The 22,808-nt window shown below is 52.6% G+C and carries 24 protein-coding genes and 2 tRNA genes; 20 read left to right on the top strand and 6 right to left on the bottom strand.

All coding sequences use genetic code 11. The features are described 5' to 3' along the window. From WNY38_RS02345 to WNY38_RS02310, 8 genes are all read left to right on the top strand, one after another. Positions 1-621 (top strand): hypothetical protein, encoded by a 621-nt coding sequence (locus tag WNY38_RS02345; RefSeq protein WP_342855698.1) that lies wholly within the window; start codon positions 1-3, stop codon positions 619-621. Between the two features lie 15 nt (positions 622-636). Further along, the gene (locus WNY38_RS02340) at positions 637-843 is read left to right on the top strand and encodes a hypothetical protein (protein ID WP_342855697.1); all 207 of its coding nucleotides are present in this window, start codon (positions 637-639) and stop codon (positions 841-843) included. A 205-nt stretch (positions 844-1,048) separates the two neighbouring features. Next, complete coding sequence (locus WNY38_RS02335; RefSeq protein WP_342855696.1) at positions 1,049-1,519, top strand: hypothetical protein; 471 nt, start codon at positions 1,049-1,051, stop codon at positions 1,517-1,519. A gap of 535 nt (positions 1,520-2,054) precedes the next feature. Continuing rightward, on the top strand, positions 2,055-2,816 hold the full coding sequence (gene sufC / locus WNY38_RS02330; RefSeq protein ID WP_342855695.1) for a Fe-S cluster assembly ATPase SufC: 762 nt from the start codon (positions 2,055-2,057) through the stop codon (positions 2,814-2,816). Further along, positions 2,816-4,111, top strand: a complete 1,296-nt coding sequence (gene sufD / locus WNY38_RS02325; protein WP_342855694.1) for a Fe-S cluster assembly protein SufD — start codon at positions 2,816-2,818, stop codon at positions 4,109-4,111. The genes sufC and sufD overlap by 1 nt, the downstream gene beginning before the upstream one ends. Before the next feature lie 4 nt (positions 4,112-4,115). After that, positions 4,116-4,613 carry a YIP1 family protein gene (locus tag WNY38_RS02320; RefSeq protein ID WP_342855693.1) on the top strand — a complete coding sequence of 166 codons (498 nt, stop codon included), beginning with the start codon at positions 4,116-4,118 and terminating at the stop codon, positions 4,611-4,613. Further along, positions 4,606-5,823 (top strand): cysteine desulfurase, encoded by a 1,218-nt coding sequence (locus WNY38_RS02315; protein ID WP_342855692.1) that lies wholly within the window; start codon positions 4,606-4,608, stop codon positions 5,821-5,823. The genes WNY38_RS02320 and WNY38_RS02315 overlap by 8 nt, the downstream gene beginning before the upstream one ends. Before the next feature lie 71 nt (positions 5,824-5,894). Then, positions 5,895-5,971 (top strand) — tRNA-Arg (locus WNY38_RS02310). A gap of 544 nt (positions 5,972-6,515) precedes the next feature. On the opposite strand, the gene WNY38_RS02305 is transcribed toward WNY38_RS02310, so the two are convergent. Continuing rightward, entirely contained in the window at positions 6,516-7,880 is a 1,365-nt protein-coding gene (locus tag WNY38_RS02305) for a PLP-dependent aminotransferase family protein (protein ID WP_342855691.1), read from the bottom strand. 263 nt (positions 7,881-8,143) lie between these two features. Between WNY38_RS02305 and WNY38_RS02300 the strand changes: the two genes are divergently transcribed. From WNY38_RS02300 to WNY38_RS02260, 9 genes are all read left to right on the top strand, one after another. Then, on the top strand, positions 8,144-8,626 hold the full coding sequence (locus tag WNY38_RS02300; RefSeq protein ID WP_342855690.1) for an MSMEG_0572/Sll0783 family nitrogen starvation response protein: 483 nt from the start codon (positions 8,144-8,146) through the stop codon (positions 8,624-8,626). A 108-nt stretch (positions 8,627-8,734) separates the two neighbouring features. Next, the gene (locus WNY38_RS02295; protein ID WP_342855689.1) at positions 8,735-9,715 is read left to right on the top strand and encodes a Nit6803 family nitrilase; all 981 of its coding nucleotides are present in this window, start codon (positions 8,735-8,737) and stop codon (positions 9,713-9,715) included. Continuing rightward, positions 9,708-10,808, top strand: a complete 1,101-nt coding sequence (locus WNY38_RS02290) for an MSMEG_0568 family radical SAM protein (protein ID WP_342855688.1) — start codon at positions 9,708-9,710, stop codon at positions 10,806-10,808. Before WNY38_RS02295 ends, WNY38_RS02290 begins: the two co-directional genes overlap by 8 nt. After that, entirely contained in the window at positions 10,805-11,356 is a 552-nt protein-coding gene (locus WNY38_RS02285; protein WP_342855687.1) for an MSMEG_0567/Sll0786 family nitrogen starvation N-acetyltransferase, read from the top strand. The genes WNY38_RS02290 and WNY38_RS02285 overlap by 4 nt, the downstream gene beginning before the upstream one ends. Next, on the top strand, positions 11,353-12,336 hold the full coding sequence (locus WNY38_RS02280; RefSeq protein ID WP_342855686.1) for a sll0787 family AIR synthase-like protein: 984 nt from the start codon (positions 11,353-11,355) through the stop codon (positions 12,334-12,336). Before WNY38_RS02285 ends, WNY38_RS02280 begins: the two co-directional genes overlap by 4 nt. Continuing rightward, positions 12,329-12,607 (top strand): MSMEG_0570 family nitrogen starvation response protein, encoded by a 279-nt coding sequence (locus WNY38_RS02275; RefSeq protein ID WP_342855685.1) that lies wholly within the window; start codon positions 12,329-12,331, stop codon positions 12,605-12,607. The genes WNY38_RS02280 and WNY38_RS02275 overlap by 8 nt, the downstream gene beginning before the upstream one ends. A gap of 10 nt (positions 12,608-12,617) precedes the next feature. Continuing rightward, positions 12,618-13,874 (top strand): MSMEG_0569 family flavin-dependent oxidoreductase, encoded by a 1,257-nt coding sequence (locus WNY38_RS02270; protein WP_342855684.1) that lies wholly within the window; start codon positions 12,618-12,620, stop codon positions 13,872-13,874. Next, complete coding sequence (locus WNY38_RS02265; RefSeq protein WP_342855683.1) at positions 13,871-14,704, top strand: Pnap_2097 family protein; 834 nt, start codon at positions 13,871-13,873, stop codon at positions 14,702-14,704. Before WNY38_RS02270 ends, WNY38_RS02265 begins: the two co-directional genes overlap by 4 nt. Before the next feature lie 64 nt (positions 14,705-14,768). Further along, on the top strand, positions 14,769-14,999 hold the full coding sequence (locus WNY38_RS02260; protein WP_342855682.1) for a hypothetical protein: 231 nt from the start codon (positions 14,769-14,771) through the stop codon (positions 14,997-14,999). Between the two features lie 237 nt (positions 15,000-15,236). Here the strand turns inward: WNY38_RS02260 and WNY38_RS02255 are convergent. Together WNY38_RS02255 and WNY38_RS02250 are read right to left on the bottom strand one after the other, a co-directional pair. Further along, positions 15,237-15,313, bottom strand: a tRNA-Ile gene (locus WNY38_RS02255). A gap of 35 nt (positions 15,314-15,348) precedes the next feature. Beyond that, the gene (locus tag WNY38_RS02250) at positions 15,349-16,806 is read right to left on the bottom strand and encodes a hypothetical protein (protein WP_342855681.1); all 1,458 of its coding nucleotides are present in this window, start codon (positions 16,804-16,806) and stop codon (positions 15,349-15,351) included. A 209-nt stretch (positions 16,807-17,015) separates the two neighbouring features. Here WNY38_RS02250 and purM point away from each other — a divergent pair, with 209 nt between their 5' ends. The 3 genes from purM to rnd all read left to right on the top strand — a co-directional run bounded on the left by purM (position 17,016) and on the right by rnd (position 19,947). Then, positions 17,016-18,062 carry a phosphoribosylformylglycinamidine cyclo-ligase gene (gene purM / locus WNY38_RS02245; RefSeq protein WP_342855680.1) on the top strand — a complete coding sequence of 349 codons (1,047 nt, stop codon included), beginning with the start codon at positions 17,016-17,018 and terminating at the stop codon, positions 18,060-18,062. A 13-nt stretch (positions 18,063-18,075) separates the two neighbouring features. Continuing rightward, positions 18,076-18,663, top strand: coding sequence for a phosphoribosylglycinamide formyltransferase (gene purN, locus WNY38_RS02240; protein WP_342855679.1), 588 nt, complete (start codon positions 18,076-18,078; stop codon positions 18,661-18,663). Between the two features lie 126 nt (positions 18,664-18,789). Continuing rightward, a complete protein-coding gene (gene rnd / locus WNY38_RS02235; protein ID WP_342855678.1) occupies positions 18,790-19,947 on the top strand; it encodes a ribonuclease D in 1,158 nt (385 codons plus the stop codon). A gap of 79 nt (positions 19,948-20,026) precedes the next feature. Here the strand turns inward: rnd and WNY38_RS02230 are convergent, their stop codons facing one another. From WNY38_RS02230 to mazG, 3 genes are all read right to left on the bottom strand, one after another. After that, positions 20,027-20,497 (bottom strand): GNAT family N-acetyltransferase, encoded by a 471-nt coding sequence (locus WNY38_RS02230; protein WP_342855677.1) that lies wholly within the window; start codon positions 20,495-20,497, stop codon positions 20,027-20,029. A gap of 248 nt (positions 20,498-20,745) precedes the next feature. Further along, positions 20,746-21,747, bottom strand: coding sequence for a Fe(3+) ABC transporter substrate-binding protein (locus tag WNY38_RS02225; protein WP_342855676.1), 1,002 nt, complete (start codon positions 21,745-21,747; stop codon positions 20,746-20,748). A 101-nt stretch (positions 21,748-21,848) separates the two neighbouring features. Then, positions 21,849-22,682 carry a nucleoside triphosphate pyrophosphohydrolase gene (gene mazG, locus WNY38_RS02220; protein WP_342855675.1) on the bottom strand — a complete coding sequence of 278 codons (834 nt, stop codon included), beginning with the start codon at positions 22,680-22,682 and terminating at the stop codon, positions 21,849-21,851. Between the last annotated feature and the right edge of the window lie 126 nt (positions 22,683-22,808).

The following is a 22,808-nucleotide window of genomic DNA, read 5'->3' as shown; positions in this document are numbered from 1 at the left end:
ATGAAGCACGTAGCCCCCACCACATTTGTTTTTCCCGCTGAGGGACCAGAGCTGACCTTTCCTACGGAGGTCGCTTTGTGGGTGCGTGAGCATTATGAAGCGGCGACAACCATTTTGGAATACGGCTCTGGTGGATCGACTACCATGGCTGCAAACATGGTTGGAAAGACTGTATTTTCTGTTGAAAACTCTGAGCCTTGGTACAGCGCTTTGGTCGTGTGGTTTGAGAAAAATCAATCTAAAAGTGACGTGCGATTGCATTTAGAAGATAAGGGTAGGACCGAAAAATGGGGGCGCCCTGTCAACAAGGTCAAATGGCGTAGGTATCCGCGGTATGCATTGTCTGTCTGGCAAAGGGATGACTTTGTTCATCCGGATGTCGTTTTGATCGACGGACCGTTTCGTGTTTGGTGTTTTCTGGCGACTTTGCTGTTGATCACTAAGCCCGTGACAGTTTTGTTCGACGATTACGTTGGCTGCGAAGACAAATACCAATTGTGCGAAAGCTTTGCGCCGATTGTCCAAACCCAAGACCGTATGGTCAAATTCGAACTCGATCCGACCCAGATCGATCCAGCCCGTTTGCTAGATGTGGTCACCGCATTTAGCAACGTCAATTAAAGTGAGGCTTTGAATATGTCCCCTGAACTTCTGTCTCTTGTTGCGATGAAATCTGCCGGTGTCGCGATTGGCGTGTTTCTTGGTGTTGTTATCGGTTTGAGCGTCCGTGCCAACAAAGGCAATCGCGAGGGGCTCTTTCGTGATTCTGTTTTTGCCACAGCTTTCCTTGCGTCTATGGCGTCTTGGGCATTTGTTGTGATCTTGCGGCTTGTGATAGGCTAGGTCAGACAAATGTTTTTAGAGTCCCATAAAAATCTAATGGCCGCGCCCATCTCTTGCCATAATATTTCAGTAACCATGATCTCGGTATTTTATGGGAGAGGTCATTTTTATGGACCAACGAATAGATTTTCAAAGGCGTGTCGGCCGCGCAGCAAAGCTCACGTGCGTCCAACGAGCAGGTATTGGGCCATCGAAGTCGCAGCGCATGGAACGCAGCGAACGCATTCAAACAATGTTGGCGCGCCAAGAGGCTTGGGACAAAGTTCAAGAGTTCTACGGAGTGGATTTGGACAAGCCTGCGCCATGGACGCCGATTCTTTCGGTTGTTTTGGCCGTCGCTATGGGCACGCTGTCTGCCATGATCGCTCGCTACATCCATTTCCAACTCACCGGGTCCATAGGTTTCAATCTGTCAGCGAATTTGGATTTTACCCTGGACGTTTTATTGGCCATCGCCCTCGCCTTTTGGCTGCGCGAGCTGGTGTCCTTGTCAGCCATTCGTCAGATGGGCGCACAATTCGCGGGCATTTTGCTGGCTTTGACCACGATGCACAATGTGGTGCACGAATTCCCGGGGCCGTTCACACGCCTGTTTTCAGCCGAATGGGTAGAACATGTGACCTTGACGACCGCGCCGGGCACTTTGGTATTTCGGGGCAAAGAAATTCATCTCTAACATCTGCTTTGTCGCAAGGTGCAAAGGTTAACGTAAAGTTAACGTTTGACTGCACCGGTTTGCCCAAGGCTTGCCACGTTAAATCCTTAATTTTCTCGCAACCTGTCACTCTTAAAGTGTCACAGAGCCGTCGAGGAGAAACAACAGATGCAACTTGCGCAAAAACAAGCCTTCACAGAGCGAATGTCACGGATACAATCACGGGGCGCGAACACTTGTGGCGTCGTTCACGTGGGCAATACATCCAACGCAAGCAGTTCCCGCAGGGTCTTGGACAAAAACGAGATGGGCACGCTCTCGCGCGCATCGCTGATGTTCAAAGGCCTACGCTCAGCCGTGTTTCAGGTGTTCTTTTTAGGCACCTGTCTCACGCTATATATTCGCCACGTCGGCCTGTAACAGCCAACGGGGTTTCTCTTTCCGCGTGCTCCTTGACGACATATGTCTCACTAGATCACGCTTTCACCCACAACGCACACATGCGCCTGCCGACTGGATACAGTCGTGCGGGCCTTTCCGTATGAAGGATAGATAAATGTTAGAAATCAAAAACCTACACGTCAAACTTGAAGAAGAAGAAAAGCAAATTCTCAAAGGCGTAAACCTGACAGTTGAACCGGGCACAGTGCACGCGATTATGGGCCCTAACGGGTCTGGTAAATCCACGACATCTTATGTCTTGGCTGGACGCGATGGGTATGAAGTGACCGAAGGCTCCGCCACTTTGAATGGGGAAGACCTTTTTGACATGGAACCAGAAGAGCGCGCAGCTGCGGGTCTTTTCTTGGCCTTCCAATACCCTGTAGAAATCCCAGGTGTTGGCAACATGACCTTCTTGCGCACAGCTGTGAATTCACAACGCAAGTTGCGCGGCGAAGATGAATTGACCGCCGGCGAGTTTCTCAAAATCGTTCGCGAAAAAGCAAAGGCGTTGAAAATCGACGCGGATATGCTCAAACGTCCTGTCAATGTTGGCTTTTCTGGCGGCGAAAAGAAACGCAACGAGATTTTGCAAATGGCGATGCTTGAGCCAAAGGTTTGCATCTTGGATGAAACCGATTCTGGTTTGGACGTGGATGCGATGAAATTGGTGGCCGAAGGCGTAAACGCGCTGCGCGATGGCAAACGTTCTTTCGTTGTGATCACCCACTACCAGCGCCTGTTGGATCACATCAAGCCAGACTACGTGCATATCATGTCCAACGGCCGCATCATCAAATCTGGTGGTCCTGAACTGGCGTTGGAAGTCGAGCACAATGGCTATGCTGATCTGCTTGCGGAGCAGGAGAATTCATAATGACACGCGCACAAATGAAACAACGTAAATGCGATGACACGGCGGCACGTCTTGAGGACAAGGCTGTGCCTGCGGGGGCGGCTTGGGCCACTGATCTGCGCCAACAATCGCTGGCCCGCTTGCTTGCGATGGGCTTGCCTACCAAACGCGATGAATATTGGAAATGGACGGATCCTGCGACTTTGACAGCCGCCGTGCCAAATAAGGCTGTGGTGTTTGATCCCAAAGACGTTCCTATATTTGACGCGATTGACCGTTTGAAAATCGTCTTTGTCGATGGTGTGTTTGACGCCTCTGCTTCTGATGATTTTAAAGGCGAAGGTGTTGAAATCTCATCGCTTAAAGACGCATTGAACACCGACATCCATTGGGCGAAAGACAGCTATGGCGTTCTAGAACACGCGGGTCAAACACCTGTCGAACGCCCCCTTGCGGCGATGAACACAGCTTTCGCGACAGATGGCGTGGTTATTCGCGTCACTGGCAAAGTCGCCAAGCCGATCTCTATCATCTACAAACACGCCGACGAGTCCTCAGACGCGATTTTGCACAACCTTGTGAAACTCGAAGAGGGTGCAGAGCTGACCCTGTTGGAAAACGGTCCCGCGGCTGCGCGTTTCAATAAAGTGCTTGAGGTCGAAGTGGCCGATGGCGCGTCTTTCCACCATGTGCGTGCCCAAGGGCGTGATCACGAACGCCGTGCCGCGACGCATATCTTTGCCCGTATCGGCGCCAACGCTTTGTTCAAATCCTTCACCATGACGGCGAACGGTATTTTGACACGCAACGAAATTGTGCTTGAACTTGTAGGCGACGATTCACAGGCGCATGTCGGCGGCGTTTGTATGGGGGATGGCGAATTCTTGCATGATGACACAGTGTTCATCACTCATGATGCAGAGCGCTGCGAGTCCCGTCAGGTGTTCAAGAAAGTGCTGCGCAATGGCGCGACAGGCGTGTTCCAAGGCAAAATTTTGGTCAAAGACGGCGCGCAAAAAACAGACGGCTATCAGATTTCGCAATCACTTTTGTTGGATGATGATAGCCAGTTTTTGGCAAAGCCTGAGCTGGAAATCTATGCAGATGATGTTGTCTGTTCGCACGGGTCCACAACAGGCGCAATTGATGAAGAGGCACTGTTTTACCTCAAATCGCGCGGTGTCCCAACTCAAGAGGCCACAGATCTGTTGACCTTGGCCTTCTTAGCCGAAGCCATCGACGAAATCGCACGCGAAGACATTGCAGCAAACGTTTTGGAGCGTCTTGAAGCATGGCTCGCGCGACGTAAAGGATAGGTCTATGGGCGTCGTCTCTGACATTTTACGCAATTATCGCGCCCCGCGCGCGGTGTTGCGCCATCGCATTGGCCCTGAGGTCAATGAAGGCGGTGCATTGATCACAGTGGTGTTGGCTTGTGGCCTCATCTTTGTGGCGCAATGGCCGCGTCTGTCTCGAGAGGCCTTCGAGCAAGGCCAAGACTTGGACATGATGGTCGGAGGCGCGCTTTTGGCATGGGTCTTTATCATGCCTTTGGTTCTTTATGCTTTGGCGATTGCTTTGCACTTTGTGTTGCGCCTCGTGGGCGGGAAACAATCTGCATACGAGGCGCGCATGGCGACATTTTGGGCGCTTTTGGCGGCCTCGCCGCTGTGGCTGCTCTACGGCCTGTGCGTTGGATTTCTTGGGGCAGGGGCTGGCGTGACATTTGTCGGCCTGATCGCCTTTGCTGCTTTTACACTATTCTGGGGTTTGGGGCTTGTCGAAGTCGCCTTCCCGAAAGAGGCCCCTCATGTATGATGTAAACGCCATTCGCGCGCAGTTCCCGATCTTGTCGCGTGAAGTCAATGGCAAGCCTTTGACCTACCTTGACAGCGGCGCATCTGCGCAAAAACCGCAGGTCGTCATTGATGCGATCACGCGAGCCTATTCGGAAGAATATTCTAATGTTCACCGTGGCTTGCACTTTTTGTCGAACCTTGCGACCGACAAATATGAAGGCGTGCGTGACATCGTCAAAACCTTTCTGAATGCGCCGCATGAGGACGATATCATCTTCACCTCAGGCACCACTGAGGGCATCAATTTGATCGCTTACAGTTGGGCCATGCCGCGCCTGCAAGCGGGCGATGAGATCTTGATTTCCGTGCTCGAGCATCACGCCAACATAGTCCCGTGGCATTTCTTGCGCGAACGTATGGGCATTGTTATCAAATGGATCGATTGCGCCATGGATGGCAGTTTGGATGCTCAAGCGGTGATCGACGCGATGGGGCCCAAAACCAAATTGGTTGCCATCACGCAGATGTCCAATGTTACGGGCACGCGTGTCGATGTGAAAACCATCTGTGCAGCGGCGCGCAGCCGTGGCATAGCTTCGCTGGTGGACGGATCGCAGGGGTCTGTACACGGCCCTGTGGATGTCCAAGATATCGGTTGCGATTTCTATCCCATCACCGGTCATAAGCTGTATGGTCCCTCGGGGTCTGGCGCCATCTATGTACACCCTGATCGCCAAGCTGAGATGCAGCCCTTTATGGGCGGTGGCGATATGATTGATGTCGTCGCGCGTGACACTGTCACCTACAACAAGCCACCGATGAAGTTCGAAGCAGGCACTCCCGGTATCGTGCAAACCATTGGCATGGGCGTGGCTTTGGATTGGCTGATGAACGTCGGCATGGACAATATCGCCGAACATGAAGCCGATATTGCCACCTACGCCAGCGCAAAGCTGCAAAGCCTCAATTGGCTGCAAGTCCAAGGCACGGCCCCCGACAAAGGTGCTATCTTTTCCTTCACTATGGCAGGTGCTCACGCCCATGATCTGTCGACGGTGTTGGACAAACGCGGCGTGGCTGTGCGGGCTGGGTCACATTGCGCCATGCCGCTGATGGAGCATTTGGGTGTCACAGCGACCTGTCGTGCCTCTTTCGCGATGTACAACACCAAAGAGGATGTAGACACATTGGTCTCAGCGCTTGAGTTGTGTCACGATTTGTTTGCTTAAAATATGATTGCAGGGGGCGGTGCGAAAACAGTTTGCACCCCCCAAACCCTTCGCCTATACCGATTTCCAAGGCACCCATAGCTCAGCTGGATAGAGCGCTGCCCTCCGAAGGCAGAGGCCGCAGGTTCGAATCCTGCTGGGTGCACCATTTTACTTTTCAGTGAAATTTCATCCAAAAACCTAAAAATTACAGACGTTTGCGGGGTTCGAAACCCGTTTTGGCGATCATAGGTCAATGGGGCTTTAAATGCCAATCTGAGCACTGTTTTCTTGAGCGTCAGGTTTCCATTTTTCCAAATATTCCAAGGGTTTGACAGGAATTTCACAGCGAGTTCGAAAATTTGCTCGGGTGTGCGCTTTGACGTGGCTTTTTTCTCCCGTTTCTCAGCCAGAACCAGTTTTTCTTGCTCTAGCTTGGTGATCTTCGTCTCATAGGCAGCGATGACTGTTGGGTTGTTGGTCTCGACAATGTGGGTCAACAGCGCGTCGAGTTGTTTGTCGGTTTGTGCTATTTGACGAGTCAGCTCAGTTTTTATCGCATCGGCTTGTGTCAAACGTTGCCCCCACGCTTGGGTCAGCATGGCCATATGATCAAGCGCGAGGCCATCAAGCGGTGTATAGACGAAGTCTGGGAAAAGCCGATTTTTATATTGCGCTGACATGCAATCGGTGCCGCGCCTTTGCCTATAAATTTACAACGATAATTGCCAGATTTGATTGTTTAGGTGCGCGAGCGTTTGCGCAAGGGTTTCACGCTGCATGCGTCCACCTAGACAAATGCGTACAAACCGCTCTTCGTCGCCTTGAGTGCGAAATGCGCTCTCTGGAGTTATGCCTATTTCATGATTAGACATTTGCGCCATCAAAGCCGCGCAGGTAATTCCCTTTGGCAATCGCAGCCAAATGTTAAATGCATGAGGGTTTGCAACGAATGAGGCCTCGGTCACGAGTTCCGCAGCAAGTTTTTGTCGGTCGGCGGTTTCGGAACGAATGAACCGTCGTATTTGATCGGCAGTGCCATCCAGAACCCAGCGCGTCGCCAAAGCCATTGAAATTGGGGACGACATGACAGACACCGCCCGAATTCCGTTTTCCAAAGCAAAATTGGCCCGAGCATTCGGTGCAACGGAATAAGCAAGTCTTAGGCCTGCACCGATACATTTGGCGAGCCCGCCGATGTACCAAGTCAATTCTGGCGCGAAAGCCGCTAATGGCGGTGGAGCGTCGGGCAGCACAAACCCATATGCATCGTCTTCTATCAAAGGGAGGTTATGACGCTTCATAACAGCAGTGATTGCCAATCGGCGTTCTGTTGGAACGATCATAGTGGTTGGGTTATGGAGCGTTGGATTGAGATAGAGCGCCTTAGGGTTTTCAGTCAAAATCGCCTTCTCTAGTGCATCGGGCAGTATGCCGTCCTTATCCATAGGCAGTCCCACAAGCTTTAGTCCAAGCTGTGCTGCGATTTTCTTAAAGCCTGCATATGTGATGTCCTCGCAGAGAATGCAGTCGCTTGGTTTCGCAAGAATTGTCAGGATTGCAAGCATCGTTGCATGCGCGCCGGGCGTCACGGCGATGCGATCTAAATTTGGCACAAGTCCACGCATAGACAACCAGATAGAGGCGGCTTCTTTATCGATGTCACCGCCTATTGGATTTTGGTAACGCAAAAGATGGACAAGATCATCAGACACGGCAGTCAGCCCCGCGCGCATACGTTCAAGCAGGTCGGGGTCGGTGGGTTCAGGCGGCGCGTTCATGGTCAGGTCACTTGCCAAGGACCGGCGTTCGTCGCTGAGGTTGCTCAGGCTTTTTTGTGGCAAGACAAATGTGCCGCGCCCAACATGTGATTCAACCAAGCCTCTATTGATCGCTTCGGTGTAGCCACGTGAGACAGTGGTGAAATCAACCCCGATCATGTCAGCAAGGCGGCGTTGCGAAGGGAGGCGGTCCCCGGGTAGCATCACGCGGTCTTTCATGTCTTGAGCGATGCAATCTGCAATCGCTAGATAGCGAGGCTTGCGAGATTGTTCGATTCTATGTGGCCAATTTTCCATTTCTCGCCCTCAATTCTGTCCGACTTTCAATATTGTATGCCTTATTTACATACAATAATTTTAGTACGGGGTGTGCAAAAAATCTCTCAAATCGCGAAATATTGTGCAATAATTGCTGAAATATTCAGTCAAACGCTTATTGAGCAGGCACAATCATACAATCAATACAATTACATTGAGTGCAATGTTGTATGTATCAATAGCACCTCGGTGATCTGCTTGTCTAACTGAAGTCAATATCAACACGACGACAGGAGTTCGACATGCCAGAAGTAAACACGCCAGCCCATAAAGATGGTGATTTTTTCGTAAATTATGAGGACAAGGTTTTCGAAGACGTCCAAGCCGAGCCGGGTGAGAAGGCGCTTGTCACCTTTCATACGGTCGCCTTTGAAGGCTCAATCGGTCTGGTAAACATTCTTCAAGCCATCCGCTTGCAACGCAAAGGGTTTGAAACATCAATCTTGCTCTATGGTCCAGGCGTTTCACTGGGCGTACAACGCGGTTTTCCAACACTTGGGGATGAGGCATTCCCTGGTGCGCAGAACTATGCGGCCAATTTGACAAAGTTCATGAAAGAGGGCGGCAAAGTCTATGCCTGCCGTTTTGGTTTGCAAATGCTGATGGGCCAAGGCGAGCCATCGTTGCTGCCCGGTATCATCCCGATCGCTCCACAGGATGTTATGGATATCAAGCTCTTGCACCGTGGTCCTGACAGTTTTGTTGTCGACACCTGGACATTATAAGCCGCTTCCCCCCACCCAGAGCGGCAAGGGTGCTGCTCTGGGCTTTCCCTAAAAGTTACAGCGCGGGCGGCAACGTCGCAGCCCTTTCACACCACAAAGGATGATCCCATGTTAGATCACACCGTCAGGGCCGCCGCAGTCCAGATCGCGCCAGATTTAACGAGCCGAGCAGGCACGATCGAGCGTGTCTTGAACGCCATTGCTGACGCTGCAGGAAAAGGCGCGGAGTTGATCGTTTTTCCCGAAACTTTTGTACCTTACTACCCCTACTTTTCGTTCGTTTTGCCACCTATGCTGCAAGGACCAGAGCATCTGCGCTTGTATGACGAAGCCGTTGTTGTGCCATCACCCGAAACACAAGCCGTCGCAGACGCGGCCAGAAAATTCGGGGTTGTTGTCGTCTTGGGTGTCAACGAGCGTGACAATGGTTCGTTGTTTAACACTCAGCTGATTTTTGATGCCGACGGAAGCCTTGCCCTGAAACGCCGCAAGATCACGCCAACGTATCATGAGCGGATGATCTGGGGCCAAGGGGATGGCGCGGGACTTAAAGTGGTGGATACCAAAGTTGGCCGTGTGGGCGCTTTGGCCTGTTGGGAGCACTACAATCCGCTGGCGCGCTACGCATTGATGTCTCAACACGAAGAAATTCATGTCGCGCATTTCCCTGGAAGTCTCGTTGGGCCTATTTTTGCGGAACAAATCGAAGTCACCATGCGCCACCACGCCTTAGAGGCTGGTGCGTTTGTTGTGAACGCGACAGGATGGCTGACCGAGGATCAAATCGCCAGTGTGTCAGATGACCCCAAATTGCAAAAGGGTCTGCGCGACGGATGTATGACCTGCATTATCTCGCCCGAAGGTCGTCATGTGGTGCCGCCTTTAACTGAAGGCGAAGGCATTTTGATCGCCGATCTGGACATGAAACTTGTGACCAAACGCAAGCGTATGATGGACAGCGTCGGCCATTACGCGCGCCCAGAGTTGTTGCATCTGGTCCACGACGCTCGCCCTGCACAGCCCGTGCGCCGGATAGAAGACCCTCAAGACCTTATGACCACCCCAGAAACGGAGGCAAAAGATGTCTGAAGCTGACCTTATCAATGAATTGCAAACACGCGGTATGCGCTTGGTAGACCCGACTGCTGGCATGGAAAGCCGCCGCGGTGGCGCAGGGCCCACAGACCACAAAGCGGTGACGGTTGGTAACACCACCGTCATGGTGCCGGTCCACACGGCACCTGCGTTCGACAGTCCCTATGTCGTGCAAGCCCCAGGCGCAGATGGATTGGCCGCCGTGACCAAATCAGGTGTGTCACTTGGAAACGTACGTTTCCCTTTGCGTCCCAAGTTTTACGATTTGAAGACGTCTGACGGTATCGAATATAGCAAGATCGCGACATTGCATTCCAAAGATGTGTTGGCGACAACTGTTCTGCAAACTTGCATTCGATATGAGAGCCGCAAAAAGACCTGTCAATTCTGCGCTATTGGGCAATCCTTAGCCGCCGGTCGCACGATCGCCCATAAAACGCCGCAACAGCTTGCAGAAGTCGCAAAAGCAGCGGTCGAACTGGATGGCGTAAAGCACATGGTCATGACCACGGGCACGCCCGCAGGCAAAGATCGCGGCGCTGCGGTGATGGTCGAAAGCGCAGCCGCGATCAAAGCGGTCGTTGATCTGCCCCTTCAAGCACAATGCGAACCCCCAGAAGACGATATCTGGCACCAGCGCATGTTTGATGCGGGCGTTGATGCGCTTGGGATGCATCTTGAGGCGGTCACGCCAGAGGTGCGCGCACGCATTATGCCCGGCAAGGCGCAAGTCAGTCTCGAGAAATATTTTGACAGCTTCAAAGCCGCCGTAAAGGTCTTTGGCCGTGGTCAGGTATCGACCTATATCCTTGCAGGGCTGGGCGACTCCGCAGAGGCGATTTTGGAAACCTCACAAAAACTGTGCGATATCGGCGTTTATCCGTTTGTTGTTCCGTTTGTACCTGTGTCAGGCACACCGCTCGAAAGTCACCCCGCACCGACATCAGAGTTTATGGCCAGCATCTTGAAACCTCTGTCGGGCATGATCCTGCGCGCAGGGATGAGTTCTGAAAGCATCAAGGCAGGTTGTGGCAAGTGCGGTGCCTGCTCTGCCTTGTCCGTCTATGAGAAATTGAGGGCATCATGAGTTTCCAGAACCCCCATGCCTTTATGTCTCCAGACTTTATCATTCGTGCGGCGGCCCTGCCGTGGGAACTGAAGGGCGTCAAAGAGTTGCGACGCCAAGTTTTTGTCGAAGAACAGAAAATCTTTGACTTGCATGACCGCGACGCGATTGACGATATCGCGATGCCGCTTGCCGCGATCAGCACGTTTGCGTCTGAGGCTGACGCTATTGTTGGAACGGTGCGTATCCACCAAGAACACCCGCGTATCTGGCGCGGCTCGCGACTTGCGGTCTCTCACACGCACCGCCGGATGGGGCGTTTGGGGGCTGAACTGATCAGGCTCGCTGTCTGCACCGCGCATGGGCGTGACTGTGATCGTTTTCTGGCACAGGTCCAAATGCAAAACGTTCCACTGTTCAAACGTCTGCATTGGGCGTCCTTGCGCGAAATCGAAGTGCATGGCGTCCCGCATATGGAGATGGAAGCCGATCTGATGTGGTATCCTGCGATCAGCGACCCTTTCGCGGGATGGAAAACCCTATCCCCCAAACGGAAGCGAACGTTATGAAGCCTCATCCCGCGTTACGTCAAATGGTGCGCGACCTGCGCGCACATCCGTCTATCTTGAGCAAATTGGACATTGCGCAAAGTACGGCAACGCTTGGTTTGAGCGCTCAAAGTGAGGGGCAGCCCGGTGATGATTGCGCTGTCTTGCCCGTCAAAGGTGGTTTCGATCTGTTCGCTTGTGAGGGCTTCATCAACGCGTTCGTTCACGCCGATCCATGGTTTGCTGGCTGGTGCGCTGTCATGGTGAATATCTCTGACATTCTTTCAATGGGGGGGCGTCCCCGTTGTGTCACCAACGCTATTTGGGCCCCAAGTGCTGAACAGGCACAACCCGTTTTGGCAGGCATGAAGGCCGCATCTCAGGCCTACGGTGTGCCCATCGTCGGTGGTCACACCAATCTTCACAGTGATCAACTACAGCTTTCCGCCTCCATTTTAGGGCACGCAAAACATGTCATTTCCAGTTTTTCTGCCTGCCTTGGCGACGTGCTCATCTGTGCTATCGATTTGAAAGGGAGTTATCGCGAGCCGTTTGACAACTGGAATGCCGCTTTGACGACATCACCTGTGGTGTTGCGCAAAAACTTAGAAATTCTGCCAAACCTCGCCGAAACAGGCATGGTGGCTGCAGGCAAAGACATCAGCCAAGGCGGAATTGTTGGCACAGCTTTAATGTTGGCCGAAGCATCTAACGTCGCGATTGATATTCAGCTAGAGGCCTTGCCGCGCCCGCAAGGCGTGGAGTTGGCCCGCTGGTTGCGCAGCTTTCCAAGCTTTGGGTTTTTGCTTTCTGTAAAAGCCCAAGACGCAGACGACGTCTGCAAAATGTTCCAAGCCCACGGCATTTCTGCCGCCGCCTGTGGTGATGTCCTTGAGGGCTCGGCCCTGCGACTTACAGACCGCGAAGGCTCTGCCTTGTTTTGGGACTATGCCCGCGATCCATATTTGAACCTATCTGCGAAAGAGGCCCAACATGCCTGAGACTCGTTTTACCGTGCGCTGGCCCGATGGCCAAACCGAAGTGTGTTATTCGCCGTCAACTGTGGTGCATGAATTTTTGTCTGCCGGAACAACCTATCCCTTGGATGATTTTGTCGTGCGTTGCCGCATTGCTCTGGAAAAAGCCAGCACCCGTGTCGAAGCAAAATTTGGCTATCGCTGCACAAGTGCCGATGCCCAACTCACTCAAATCGAGCGCAAAGCCAGCGCTTTTACCGCACCGGCAGACGTCATCTGCTTGTCGATCTCTTAAGGAAACACCCATGACCCATCGGGAAACAAAATCTGTTGTTGTTGTCGGCGGCGGACAGGCAGGGCTGTCCGTCAGCTATTACCTGTCTCAGGCTGGACTGGATCATGTTGTTTTGGAACGACACGCAAAGTTTCATTCTTGGCGGACCAACCGGTGGGACACGTTTTGTCTTGTCACGCCCAATTGGCAATGCCGCTTGCCTGACTTTCCCTATAATGGTGGCGATCCAGATGGTTTTATGGTGAAAAACCAAATCACTGACTATCTTGATGCCTTTGTCGAGACGTTCAATCCCCCGATTGTGGAACATTGTCAGGTGACCAAAATCACCAAACGTCCGAGCGGCGGGTACTTGGTGGACAGCAGTCAGGGTCACTATTCCACTGATCAAGTTGTGATTGCGACGGGTGGCTACGACAATCCTATTGTACCGACCTATGCCGCCGACCTTGATCCTTCGATCCTGCAAATGCATTCCGTTGATTACCGCCGTCCCGAGCAAATGCCAGACGGCGCCACTTTGGTGGTGGGGACAGGCCAATCCGGAGTGCAATTGATGGAAGACATGCACCTTAAAGGACGCGATGTTCACCTTGCTGCTGGCCCAGCTCCACGCTCTCCGCGGCAATACCGCGGGCGTGACGCAACCGATTGGTTGTACGATATGGGGCACTATAAGATCACAATAGATCAGCATCCCGATCCCGTCCACGCGATGACCAAAACCAATCACTATATGACAGGTCGGGATGGTGGCCATGAAATCGATCTGCGCAAATTCGCGCTGGACGGTGTGTCTCTATATGGCTCGGTCAGCGGGATGGACGGGCAAAAGATTCAGTTCCTGCCGGATCTCGAGCAGAATCTTGATGATGCCGACGACAGTTATCTTGGTATCCGCAACGCGATCGATGCTTATATTGACAAGAACGGGATTGATGCGCCAGCGGAACCTGCATTTGAAAAACTGTGGCGCCCGCAGCAGGAAACCACCGAAATCGACTGTGCAAAACAAGGCATCACGTCAATACTTTGGGCGATTGGGTTCCGACCAGACTACAGCTGGATCGACGTGGATGTCTTTGATACTCACGGTCGTCCCGCCTACAATCGTGGCGTTTGCAATGAGACTGGGTTCTACTTCATCGGATTGGGCTGGTTGAACACTTGGGGGTCTGGGCGGTTCTTGGGTATTGATGAAGATTCAAAATATCTGGTCGATACAATTTCCAGCGTGGCGAATACATCAAAACGGATCGCATCATGAACGCGCTGGCATCCGTTGATCTCACAACTGTGGCGCGCGCTGAAACCATACCGCTTGGCATGGCCCAACTTGCATTTCACGGCCTGTCAGAGGATTGGTGGCTTCGCCATTTAGGTGATGTCCACTGGCAGTTGATCGCAGACGCGCTTGGCCAACGCACCACTGTTTTTTGGGACAAAAAAGGACGCCAAATGTATGCGGCCTTTTGCGCGACCGAATTTGAACAGCTGAACCCCGATTTGGCGACGCTCGGTCAAAATGTTGAGGTGAAATCTCAGCTTTGGTCCGCGGGCAAAAGCAAGATCCAATCCAATCACTTCCTGTATGTCGATGGGACCGAGATTGCGCGCTTTACACTTTTGTCGACATTTGTGGTGCACAAGGAAATTGGCGTCAATGCAAGCGTGAGCCGCGTCACGCCTTACCTTATTTCCGTCTTGCAGTACGCGCCCGATGGCTTCGCGCAAGAGACCGCAACACTGGCCAAGGAACTTCGGGATATGGAGCGCACGTGCGAGGATGCGATCACAATGTTTCCCTGTGTGGGAAGTGATTTTAACGCTGTAGGGTTGCTATATTTCCCAAGTTTCACACGATTGTTTGAACACGTTGAAGCGCGCAGTGCGCCAACAAAAACATGGTCTGCAATGCGCCGTCGTCGAGTTCTATATCTCAGTAACATTGAGCGCGGCGAACACGTCAGCGGCGCTATGTCTGGCCATGACCGTCAATCCATGACCTTGTGGCGCAGCGCAGCTGGATCACATGGGGCAAAAAAGTTGGCGCACTGTTATGTCGAGCGATATTCTGCGGGGCAAATATCCGAGTAATTGAATTTAAAAGAGTGTATGTGTTGTCACGTGTGACACGTGTGTATGCGGCTTCTTGAGGAACATGCTTGTTCATCAAACAAATATTTGTCCTGCTACGCAGTTGCAGCGCAGCCTTGATGATTTAGATCTGCGTCACAGTCCCGTTTGCGGTTTTTATCTCAAACGCATCGCGTTTCTGCAGCTCAACAACCAGACCCGTCAGCCAATTTCTGCTGGTTCCGTCATAAGAGAACTGGGGGATCTTCATGCCGTTTTGAAGCATGGGTTTCAGGATAAAGCGACAATTTTGTGATCTTATGCAACAACAGGGTCTGCACCTTTGTAGGTCAGAGCATGTCGATGGTATTGATGCAAATATATAGACTCATCGGGCATAAAACACCGAAAGCTGAGGCCGCAGGATCGTTGATGTTGGGGGAACCACTCTTTTTCGATGGATCCCAAACCAAATGGCTTTGGTGAGTCGTCAACGGAATAATGATTTTTCTAGGACCCACTTTGGCGGAAAGTGAATGATATTCAATGAATTTGGTAGGCCCGGTAGGACTTGAACCTACGACAAAAGCGTTATGAGCGCTCTGCTCTAACCAACTGAGCTACAGGCCCGCCGAGGACGTGAATATTGCGAGTTGCGATGCGGGTCAAGGGGTTGGAAAGACAGAAAGGTCTGGGTAGCGCCAATTAATCATCGCTTCGATGCCCAACAGGGTCACGATGATCAAAACACCCACGCTAAGGAACGCGCCAATCAAGCCCATGCGTTGTGCGTGTTTGAGCGACCTCATCAGTGGCACGACCTGCGTATCTTGTATTTCGGGTTTGATATCTTGGAACACTGTATCTTTCGGCACCATCCGGTTCAACAGCTCCCAACGCTCCAATGCCGCACGCGCATGATGCGAGTTGTGGCGCAGCAGGGCGTAAATGCCCATGGCCCAATGGATGAAGGTTGGCAGCAGCGTACTGGCCAACATCATGGCGATGAAAACCCATGCGCCTGCGTCGCCATCTAAAACCTGATCACGATAGGCGCGCCAATCAAAGGGCAGGGTGCTGGGGGACAGGTTCGCCCAAAGGTCCAGCGCATACGTCAATGACATGAGCAGGGCAAATAAACACAACAAGGCGATAGTGAGATCAATCAAAAGTTCCAAAATAATGATAAGCGGTTTTTGGGTGCCAGAGCCGATCTTGCGTATAAATAACCGCGTGGCGCCAACTGAAATGACATCAGCACCAGCGTTAAAGAGGGGCAGAAGACCGTAGAAAAAGAGCAGTGTGAAGTCTTGGTTGAAATAGGCAACGACAACGACAAGGGCACCTGTAACGGCAAGGGTAAGGGCAACGGCACCGATAATGACACGGGTAACGGCACGGAAAATGACACGGGTAACGGCAAAGGTAAAAAAGACAAAGGCAACGACAACTGGAAAGGTAAGGGCAAGGGCAAAGGCACCGGAAAATGCAAAAGCAAAGGCAAAGGCAAATGCTCCGGTAGCGGCAAAGGCACCGATAAGAGCTGGCGCTTGTCTCAATAACACTCGGGCTGCCTTTGCGAAAAAACCACGCCGCGCGTCAAGACCGTTGCGCCAAAGCGCAAATAATTCGGTGACGCGGTCAAGAATTTTATCGATATTTTTAAAGACCAAGTACAAAACGCTAAAAGAGGCCGTGATGCAAGTCAGGCTGGTCCAGCGCTGAACAAGGGGTGTGTTTGCCTCAGAAAGTGTCAGCCCGCCTACGCTGGGATTGCCGCCAATGGCCCAGCCAATCAGGGCTGCAATAATAGGATAGATCATTGCCAAAGACAGGCAGGGCATAAAACTTTGCCAGCCAAACAGGCGCTTGCCATAAAATCCATCCGCCCAAGTGTTCAGGCGTGTCAGCCTGTCGGAATAGGTTTTGTGATCATCTGCTTTCAACCGCCCGATGGCCTTGGCCCAATCGGTGCGCGTTTCAAGCATGTCTATATAGGGATCGGTTTTGCGGCTGGGGCGCAAAGCGTAGACCGCAACAAACAATCCCAAAAGCGCGATGACGACGCCTATGGTTGTTATGGTATTTGAATAAGGGGCCAAAGACCTTTCAATATTTTTCAAGGCATCAAGCATTATGATAAAATCTCTGGATAAAAATGTCTTAGGACTTGCAGTTACTAAAGCGCGGATGACGAAGCAGCGCAAGCAATCAGCGCTTTTGCTTTCCTTACGCCGCGAACTGCGATAAAGCGCGGGGCAAATGATGACAAAGCGGTGTGTTCAGACCAAGATCATGAACATGTCGCAGGTGAGTTTGGGGACGATAGATCATGAGCGACGCAAAAAACGGCCTAACATACGCAGACGCCGGTGTGGATATTGACGCGGGCAATGCGCTGGTTGAGCGGATCAAACCGGCGGCCAAGAAAACAGCACGCTCTGGCGTGATGGCGGGTTTGGGCGGTTTCGGCGCTTTGTTTGACCTCAAAGGGGCAGGCTACACGGACCCGATCCTTGTGGCTGCGACTGATGGCGTCGGCACCAAGCTGCGCATCGCGATCGACACAGGCAATGTGTCCACCATCGGCATCGATCTGGTGGCTATGTGTGTGAATGATCTTGTCTGTCAGGGCGCGGAACCTTTGTTCTTTCTCGACTACTTTGCCACGGGTAAACTTGAGCTGGACCAAGCGACAGCGATCATCGAGGGCATCGCCAAAGGCTGTGAGCTTTCTGGCTGTGCGCTGATCGGTGGTGAGACCGCTGAGATGCCGGGCATGTACCACGACGGCGATTTCGACCTTGCGGGCTTTTCTGTGGGCGCAATGGAACGCGGCGAAGATCTGCCAGCGGGCGTCAAAGAAGGCGATGTTTTGATCGGTTTGGCCTCTGACGGTGTGCATTCCAACGGCTATTCTTTGGTGCGCAAAACGGTTGAGGTCTCTGGCCTTGGTTGGGGTGACAAAGCCCCGTTTGGCGCGGGCACCATGGGCGAAGAGCTGTTGAAGCCGACACGCTTGTACGTGAAACAAACTTTGGCAGCAATCCGTGCAGGTGGCGTTCATGCGTTGGCGCATATTACGGGCGGTGGTTTGACCGAAAACCTGCCACGCGTTCTGCCCGAGGGCTTGGGCGCGGATATCGATCTGTCGTCTTGGACTTTGCCGCCTGTGTTCGCTTGGATCGCAGATGTTGCCGGTTTGGCTGAATCTGAAATGCTCAAAACTTTTAACGCTGGCGTTGGCATGGTTTTGTCTGTGGACGCGGACAAAGCTGACGCGATCATAGCATTGCTGCAAGGTGAGGGCGAAACCGTCTATACCCTTGGCACAGTGACGGCGGGCGCGGGCGTGCGCTACACTGGTACATTGGTCTAAGGGCGCATTGGCCGTGAAAAAAGTTGCGATCCTGATCTCTGGCAGCGGCTCTAACATGGTGACGCTGGCGCAGTCTATGACGGGTGATCACCCTGCGCGGGCTTGCGTTGTGCTGTCCAATCGCCCCGATGCGGGTGGGCTGGCCAAGGCTGCGGCTTTGGGCATTCCGACGGTGGTTGTGGATCACAAAGACTACAAAGGGGATCGTGCGGCTTTTGACGCGGCAGTCATGAAAGCGCTCGCGCCTTACGATCCTGATGTGGTGGCTTTGGCTGGGTTCATGCGCATTCTCACGCCTGAGTTTATCGCGCATTTTGCGGGTAAGATGCTCAATATCCATCCGTCTTTGCTGCCGAAATACAAAGGCTTGCACACCCATCAACGAGCTATTGATGCCGGCGATGAGGCCGCTGGCTGTTCCGTGCATGAGGTCACAGCTGAGCTGGATGGCGGACCTATTTTGGCGCAAGGGCGCGTGGCTGTTTTGGCTGGCGACACCGCCGATGCCTTGGCCGCACGGGTCTTGCCGCTTGAGCATAAGCTCTACCCAGAGACCTTGCGACGCTTTGTGTCGGGCGACCGGACACGCATCGATGTTTAGGCAAACGCGCACCACATTGGGGCGCGTTTTCGACATTTAGACCTATCTGCTTTTCATTCTTGTCTGAGTTGCGTAGAAATTGACAACGATCTGCGGGATGACCCCGTATACTTTAGAAAAGACATCATGATCACCATCAAAACGACTGAGGCGCTTCAAGCCTTTTGCGACCACGCCAAAACCTATCCTTTTGTGACCGTGGACACTGAATTCCTTCGAGAGCGGACCTATTATTCCAAGCTGTGCCTCGTGCAGCTTGCGGTGACGGGTGACAACGAAGAAGACGCCGTTTTGGTGGATCCTTTGGCCAAAGACATCGATTTGGAGCCGCTGTACGCGCTGTTTCGCGATGAAAACGTGGTCAAAGTGTTCCATGCTGCGCGCCAAGATTTGGAAATTTTCTACATCCAAGGCAACGTCATCCCGAAGCCTTTGTTCGACACACAAGTGGCGGCGATGGTCTGCGGCTTTGGCGAACAGGTTGGATATGAGACTTTGGTGCGTAAAATTGCCAAGGAGAGCCTTGATAAAACATCGCGCTTTACCGATTGGTCGCGCCGCCCGCTGACGCCTGCGCAAGAAACATATGCATTGGCTGATGTGACGCATTTGCGGATGATTTACGAATTTTTGTCCGCAGAGATTAAGAAGACAGACCGTGAAAAATGGGTCGACGAAGAGATGCAGGTCTTGTTGACGCCAGGCACTTACGTGGTCGAACCCGAAGACGCTTGGAAGCGTGTGAAAACCCGCACCAGCTCTGGAAAATTCCTTGCCGCTGTCAAAGAATTGGCCGCGTTTCGCGAAGAGTACTCGCAGACCCGCGATATTCCGCGCAGCCGTGTTTACAAAGACGATGCGATGCTGGAATTGGCTTCGACAAAGCCCAAAGACGCTGCCGACTTGTCCCGTTCACGCCTTTTGCTGCGTGAAGCACGTAAAGGCGATATCGCTGACGGGATCATCGCGGCGATCACGGCTGCGGCCAAATACACCCCTGAACAAATGCCAAAAGTGGATATGGATCGCGACAAATTGCAGGTGAACCCTGCTTTGGCCGATATGCTGCGGGTCTTGCTGAAAGCCAAATCCGACAATGCCAATGTGGCGGCAAAAATGATTGCCTCATCGGCTGAGCTGGATATGATTGCAGCTGGCAAACGTGATTTGCCATCTCTCAGCGGCTGGCGCGCCGAAGTGTTTGGTGATGATGCAATGCGTTTGTGCAAAGGCGAGATAGGTTTGGCTGTGAAAGGCCAAAGGGTCGACGTTATCGCGCTCTAGCAGTTGCTTTGTATACTCGATATTTGAAAGGCGCAAAATCTGTCACTGGTTGACTGTTTTGCGCCTTTTGTTTGTCTGATTACAGATCCATTACAAATTTGACGCCGCCTGCGCTTTGCCGTTTCGCAAATCCGCAGGCCGCATATGCGCTTTGGGCGGCCGTGTTGTGGCTTTGGGTGCCCACCGTCAGCTCGGTACAGTCCAGCCTACGTGCCGTGTTGACGGACGCGTCTATCAATTGCCGACCAATACCTTTGCCGCGCATATTTGGCGCGATAAAGAGGTGATGTAAGTCCAGCGTGCGTTGCCCGAATTGCAGTTTGAATCCGCGCACCAAGCCAGCGTAGCCCACCAGCCGTTCTTCGCGTTCAGCCACAAGAATTGTCAGCCAAGGTTCTGTTGAAAACACGCTGGCACGCAGGGCGTCTTCGGAAATTAAAGGCACATCGCCGTGATGCTTGGCAAGCTCTTCGATCATCCGCGCAACGGCACGACAATCGGATCGTCGGGCAGGGCGAATGGTGATGGTGCGTCCTAAGGTCTCGATCATTTTAGTCTCCTGCTGCCGCACACAAGAGCCCCAAAATACAAAAAGCCGCCCTGCTGCGGCGGCTTTTGTTATGTCACAACGATAGCCGCACCCTATGAGGAACGGAAATAATACTGCGTTGTGGCGAATGATGTTTTCATGGGGGAAACATGCCTAGAGATCGATGGCGCGTCAAGGCAAAAAAAGACCCGCCTCGTGTTTGTTCACATGGCGGGTCAATCTCTTATCTCAACGCTGTATAGGAGCGGTTAACCGTCGTAATCGACCTCTTGGGTCAGGCGCAGGGCCTCGGCACGCGCACCTGCAATGGTTATCAGGTTCAAGTCATCCGCCACGAACGAGCCCCAGCTTGCGACCAATTCAGACGGCTGAGACCCTGGTGCGATTGGGTATTCGCTATTGGCTTCGGCGTAGATTTCTTGCGCTTCCGGTGATGTCAAAAACTCAATGAATTGTGTTGCTTCTGCGACGTTCTTTGCAGCTTTAGTGAGCGCCACACCAGAGATATTCACATGGGTGCCGTGACCCTCAAACACTGGGAAATCAAGGCGCACAGAATCCGCCCAAACCTTTTGCTCTGGGTCTGCCAGCATTTTTCCCATGTAATAGGTATTGCCGAGTGAAATGTCACATTCGCCCGCCCAGATCGCTTTCACTTGCGCGCGGTCATCGCCTTGGGGTCTGCGTGCGAGATTGTTTTTGAGACCAGCGAGCCATGTTTTGGTTTCCTCGGACCCGTGATGCACGAGGTAGGCCGATGTGAGGCCGATCATGTAAGAATGGGTGCCTGAGCGGGTGCAAATGCGGCCTTTCCATTTCGGATTGGCGAGATCTTCGTAGGTGGTGATATCGCCTACTTTTGTGGCTTCGCGAGAGGCGTAAACGATGCGCGCGCGGGTTGTCACTCCCCACCAATGGCCTTCTGGGTCGTGATAAGCCGCAGGCACGTTGGCTTCCAGAGTGTCTGTTATAAGGGGTTGTGTTACGCCAGCATCCATAGCTTCTGCAAGACGTGCAATGTCGACCGTTAGGATCACATCAGCAGGTGAACGATCCCCTTCGGCTTTCAATCGCTCAACAAGGCCACTTTCAAGAAAAGCAACATTCACACGGATGCCTGTTTTTGCGGTGAAAGCCTTTGTCAAAGGGGCGATCAGCTCAGGTTGGCGGTGTGAGTAGACGTTGACGTCGGCAAGCGCAGGGGTGGCTGCCAAAAGTGTCGTTGCTAGGATCGTGGTGCGAAGGGTCATGAAAAGGCTCCAGTTTGGTTGAGGTCTTTTAATCCGACTAAATCACTCAGGTCAATATCTGATTATAAAAATCAGGTATTCAGGCCTGTGGTCAAATGTCCCTACAAAAGTCCCTGCTTGTCGACCTCTTTCACGTCATTCCAAAGCTGATCCATCTCTGCCAAGTCGCTTTCTGATGGCGTCTTTCCAATTACTTTAAGTCGCTCTTCGACAGCATTAAAACGGCGTGTGAATTTGTCATTGGCTGCACGCAAAGCTTCCTCGGTTTCGATCCCCATATGACGCCCAAGGTTGACCATGACAAACAGCAAATCTCCGTATTCTTCATAAACGTCTTCAGGCGTTTTGGTGTCGCGGGCCTCAACCAGTTCCGCGGATTCCTCGACGATTTTGTCGATCACATGGCTGACATCAGGCCAATCAAAGCCGACTCGCGCTGCCCGTTTTTGCAGTTTTTGTGCGCGCATCAAAGCGGGCAGGCCCATGGCCACACCGTCCAAAACCCGTGTCTCGCCACGGCGTTCGCGCTCGGCTGCTTTTTGCACTTCCCAGTCGATGGTCTGTTGTTGCGACGATTTTTGATTGCTTTGATCGCCGAACACATGGGGGTGGCGATCAATCATTTTCGCGGCGATGGTCTTGGCCACATCTTGAAAATCAAACAGGCCTTTGTCGGCGGCGATCTGCGATTGAAACACGGATTGAAACAGTAAATCCCCAAGTTCAGACTGCAAATCGGCCATGTCGCCGCGCTTGATGGCATCCTCGACCTCATAGGCTTCCTCAATGGAAAAGGGTGCTATGGTGGAGAAATCCTGTTCAATATCCCACGGACACCCCGTTTCAGGATCGCGCAGGCGGCGCATGATTTCCAGCAGCTGTTCGATGCCCTCGGGCACCTCATAAATCGGGTCACGGTTTGGCGTTTTGCTCATCGATCTTTTCTCAGTTGGGTGAGTGTAATCTGAGCCGATCAAAGGGGCTTTGCAAGCCCAGTTTGCCCTGCTACACATAAGTTATGACCACATCATGCACCCAAATTATTTGCTGCATTATCCGCT

Origin of the sequence: Pacificibacter sp. AS14 (assembly GCF_038899935.1) — a bacterium.
Lineage (GTDB): Bacteria > Pseudomonadota > Alphaproteobacteria > Rhodobacterales > Rhodobacteraceae > Celeribacter.
This window is presented reverse-complemented; position numbering and strand designations above follow the sequence as displayed.

Coding starts and splice junctions, on each gene's coding strand:
- sufC (WP_342855695.1), top strand. CDS start 2,055: ATGTTAGAAATCAAAAACCTACACGTCAAACTTGAAGAAGAAGAAAAG.
- mazG (WP_342855675.1), bottom strand. CDS start 22,682: ATGAGCAAAACGCCAAACCGTGACCCGATTTATGAGGTGCCCGAGGGC.
- WNY38_RS02230 (WP_342855677.1), bottom strand. CDS start 20,497: ATGATCGAGACCTTAGGACGCACCATCACCATTCGCCCTGCCCGACGA.
- WNY38_RS02270 (WP_342855684.1), top strand. CDS start 12,618: ATGACCCATCGGGAAACAAAATCTGTTGTTGTTGTCGGCGGCGGACAG.
- WNY38_RS02305 (WP_342855691.1), bottom strand. CDS start 7,880: ATGGAAAATTGGCCACATAGAATCGAACAATCTCGCAAGCCTCGCTAT.
- WNY38_RS02315 (WP_342855692.1), top strand. CDS start 4,606: ATGTATGATGTAAACGCCATTCGCGCGCAGTTCCCGATCTTGTCGCGT.
- WNY38_RS02265 (WP_342855683.1), top strand. CDS start 13,871: ATGAACGCGCTGGCATCCGTTGATCTCACAACTGTGGCGCGCGCTGAA.
- WNY38_RS02285 (WP_342855687.1), top strand. CDS start 10,805: ATGAGTTTCCAGAACCCCCATGCCTTTATGTCTCCAGACTTTATCATT.
- WNY38_RS02300 (WP_342855690.1), top strand. CDS start 8,144: ATGCCAGAAGTAAACACGCCAGCCCATAAAGATGGTGATTTTTTCGTA.
- purM (WP_342855680.1), top strand. CDS start 17,016: ATGAGCGACGCAAAAAACGGCCTAACATACGCAGACGCCGGTGTGGAT.
- rnd (WP_342855678.1), top strand. CDS start 18,790: ATGATCACCATCAAAACGACTGAGGCGCTTCAAGCCTTTTGCGACCAC.
- sufD (WP_342855694.1), top strand. CDS start 2,816: ATGACACGCGCACAAATGAAACAACGTAAATGCGATGACACGGCGGCA.
- WNY38_RS02280 (WP_342855686.1), top strand. CDS start 11,353: ATGAAGCCTCATCCCGCGTTACGTCAAATGGTGCGCGACCTGCGCGCA.
- WNY38_RS02225 (WP_342855676.1), bottom strand. CDS start 21,747: ATGACCCTTCGCACCACGATCCTAGCAACGACACTTTTGGCAGCCACC.
- WNY38_RS02340 (WP_342855697.1), top strand. CDS start 637: ATGTCCCCTGAACTTCTGTCTCTTGTTGCGATGAAATCTGCCGGTGTC.
- WNY38_RS02335 (WP_342855696.1), top strand. CDS start 1,049: ATGGAACGCAGCGAACGCATTCAAACAATGTTGGCGCGCCAAGAGGCT.
- WNY38_RS02290 (WP_342855688.1), top strand. CDS start 9,708: ATGTCTGAAGCTGACCTTATCAATGAATTGCAAACACGCGGTATGCGC.
- WNY38_RS02260 (WP_342855682.1), top strand. CDS start 14,769: ATGCTTGTTCATCAAACAAATATTTGTCCTGCTACGCAGTTGCAGCGC.
- WNY38_RS02320 (WP_342855693.1), top strand. CDS start 4,116: ATGGGCGTCGTCTCTGACATTTTACGCAATTATCGCGCCCCGCGCGCG.
- WNY38_RS02345 (WP_342855698.1), top strand. CDS start 1: ATGAAGCACGTAGCCCCCACCACATTTGTTTTTCCCGCTGAGGGACCA.
- WNY38_RS02275 (WP_342855685.1), top strand. CDS start 12,329: ATGCCTGAGACTCGTTTTACCGTGCGCTGGCCCGATGGCCAAACCGAA.
- WNY38_RS02295 (WP_342855689.1), top strand. CDS start 8,735: ATGTTAGATCACACCGTCAGGGCCGCCGCAGTCCAGATCGCGCCAGAT.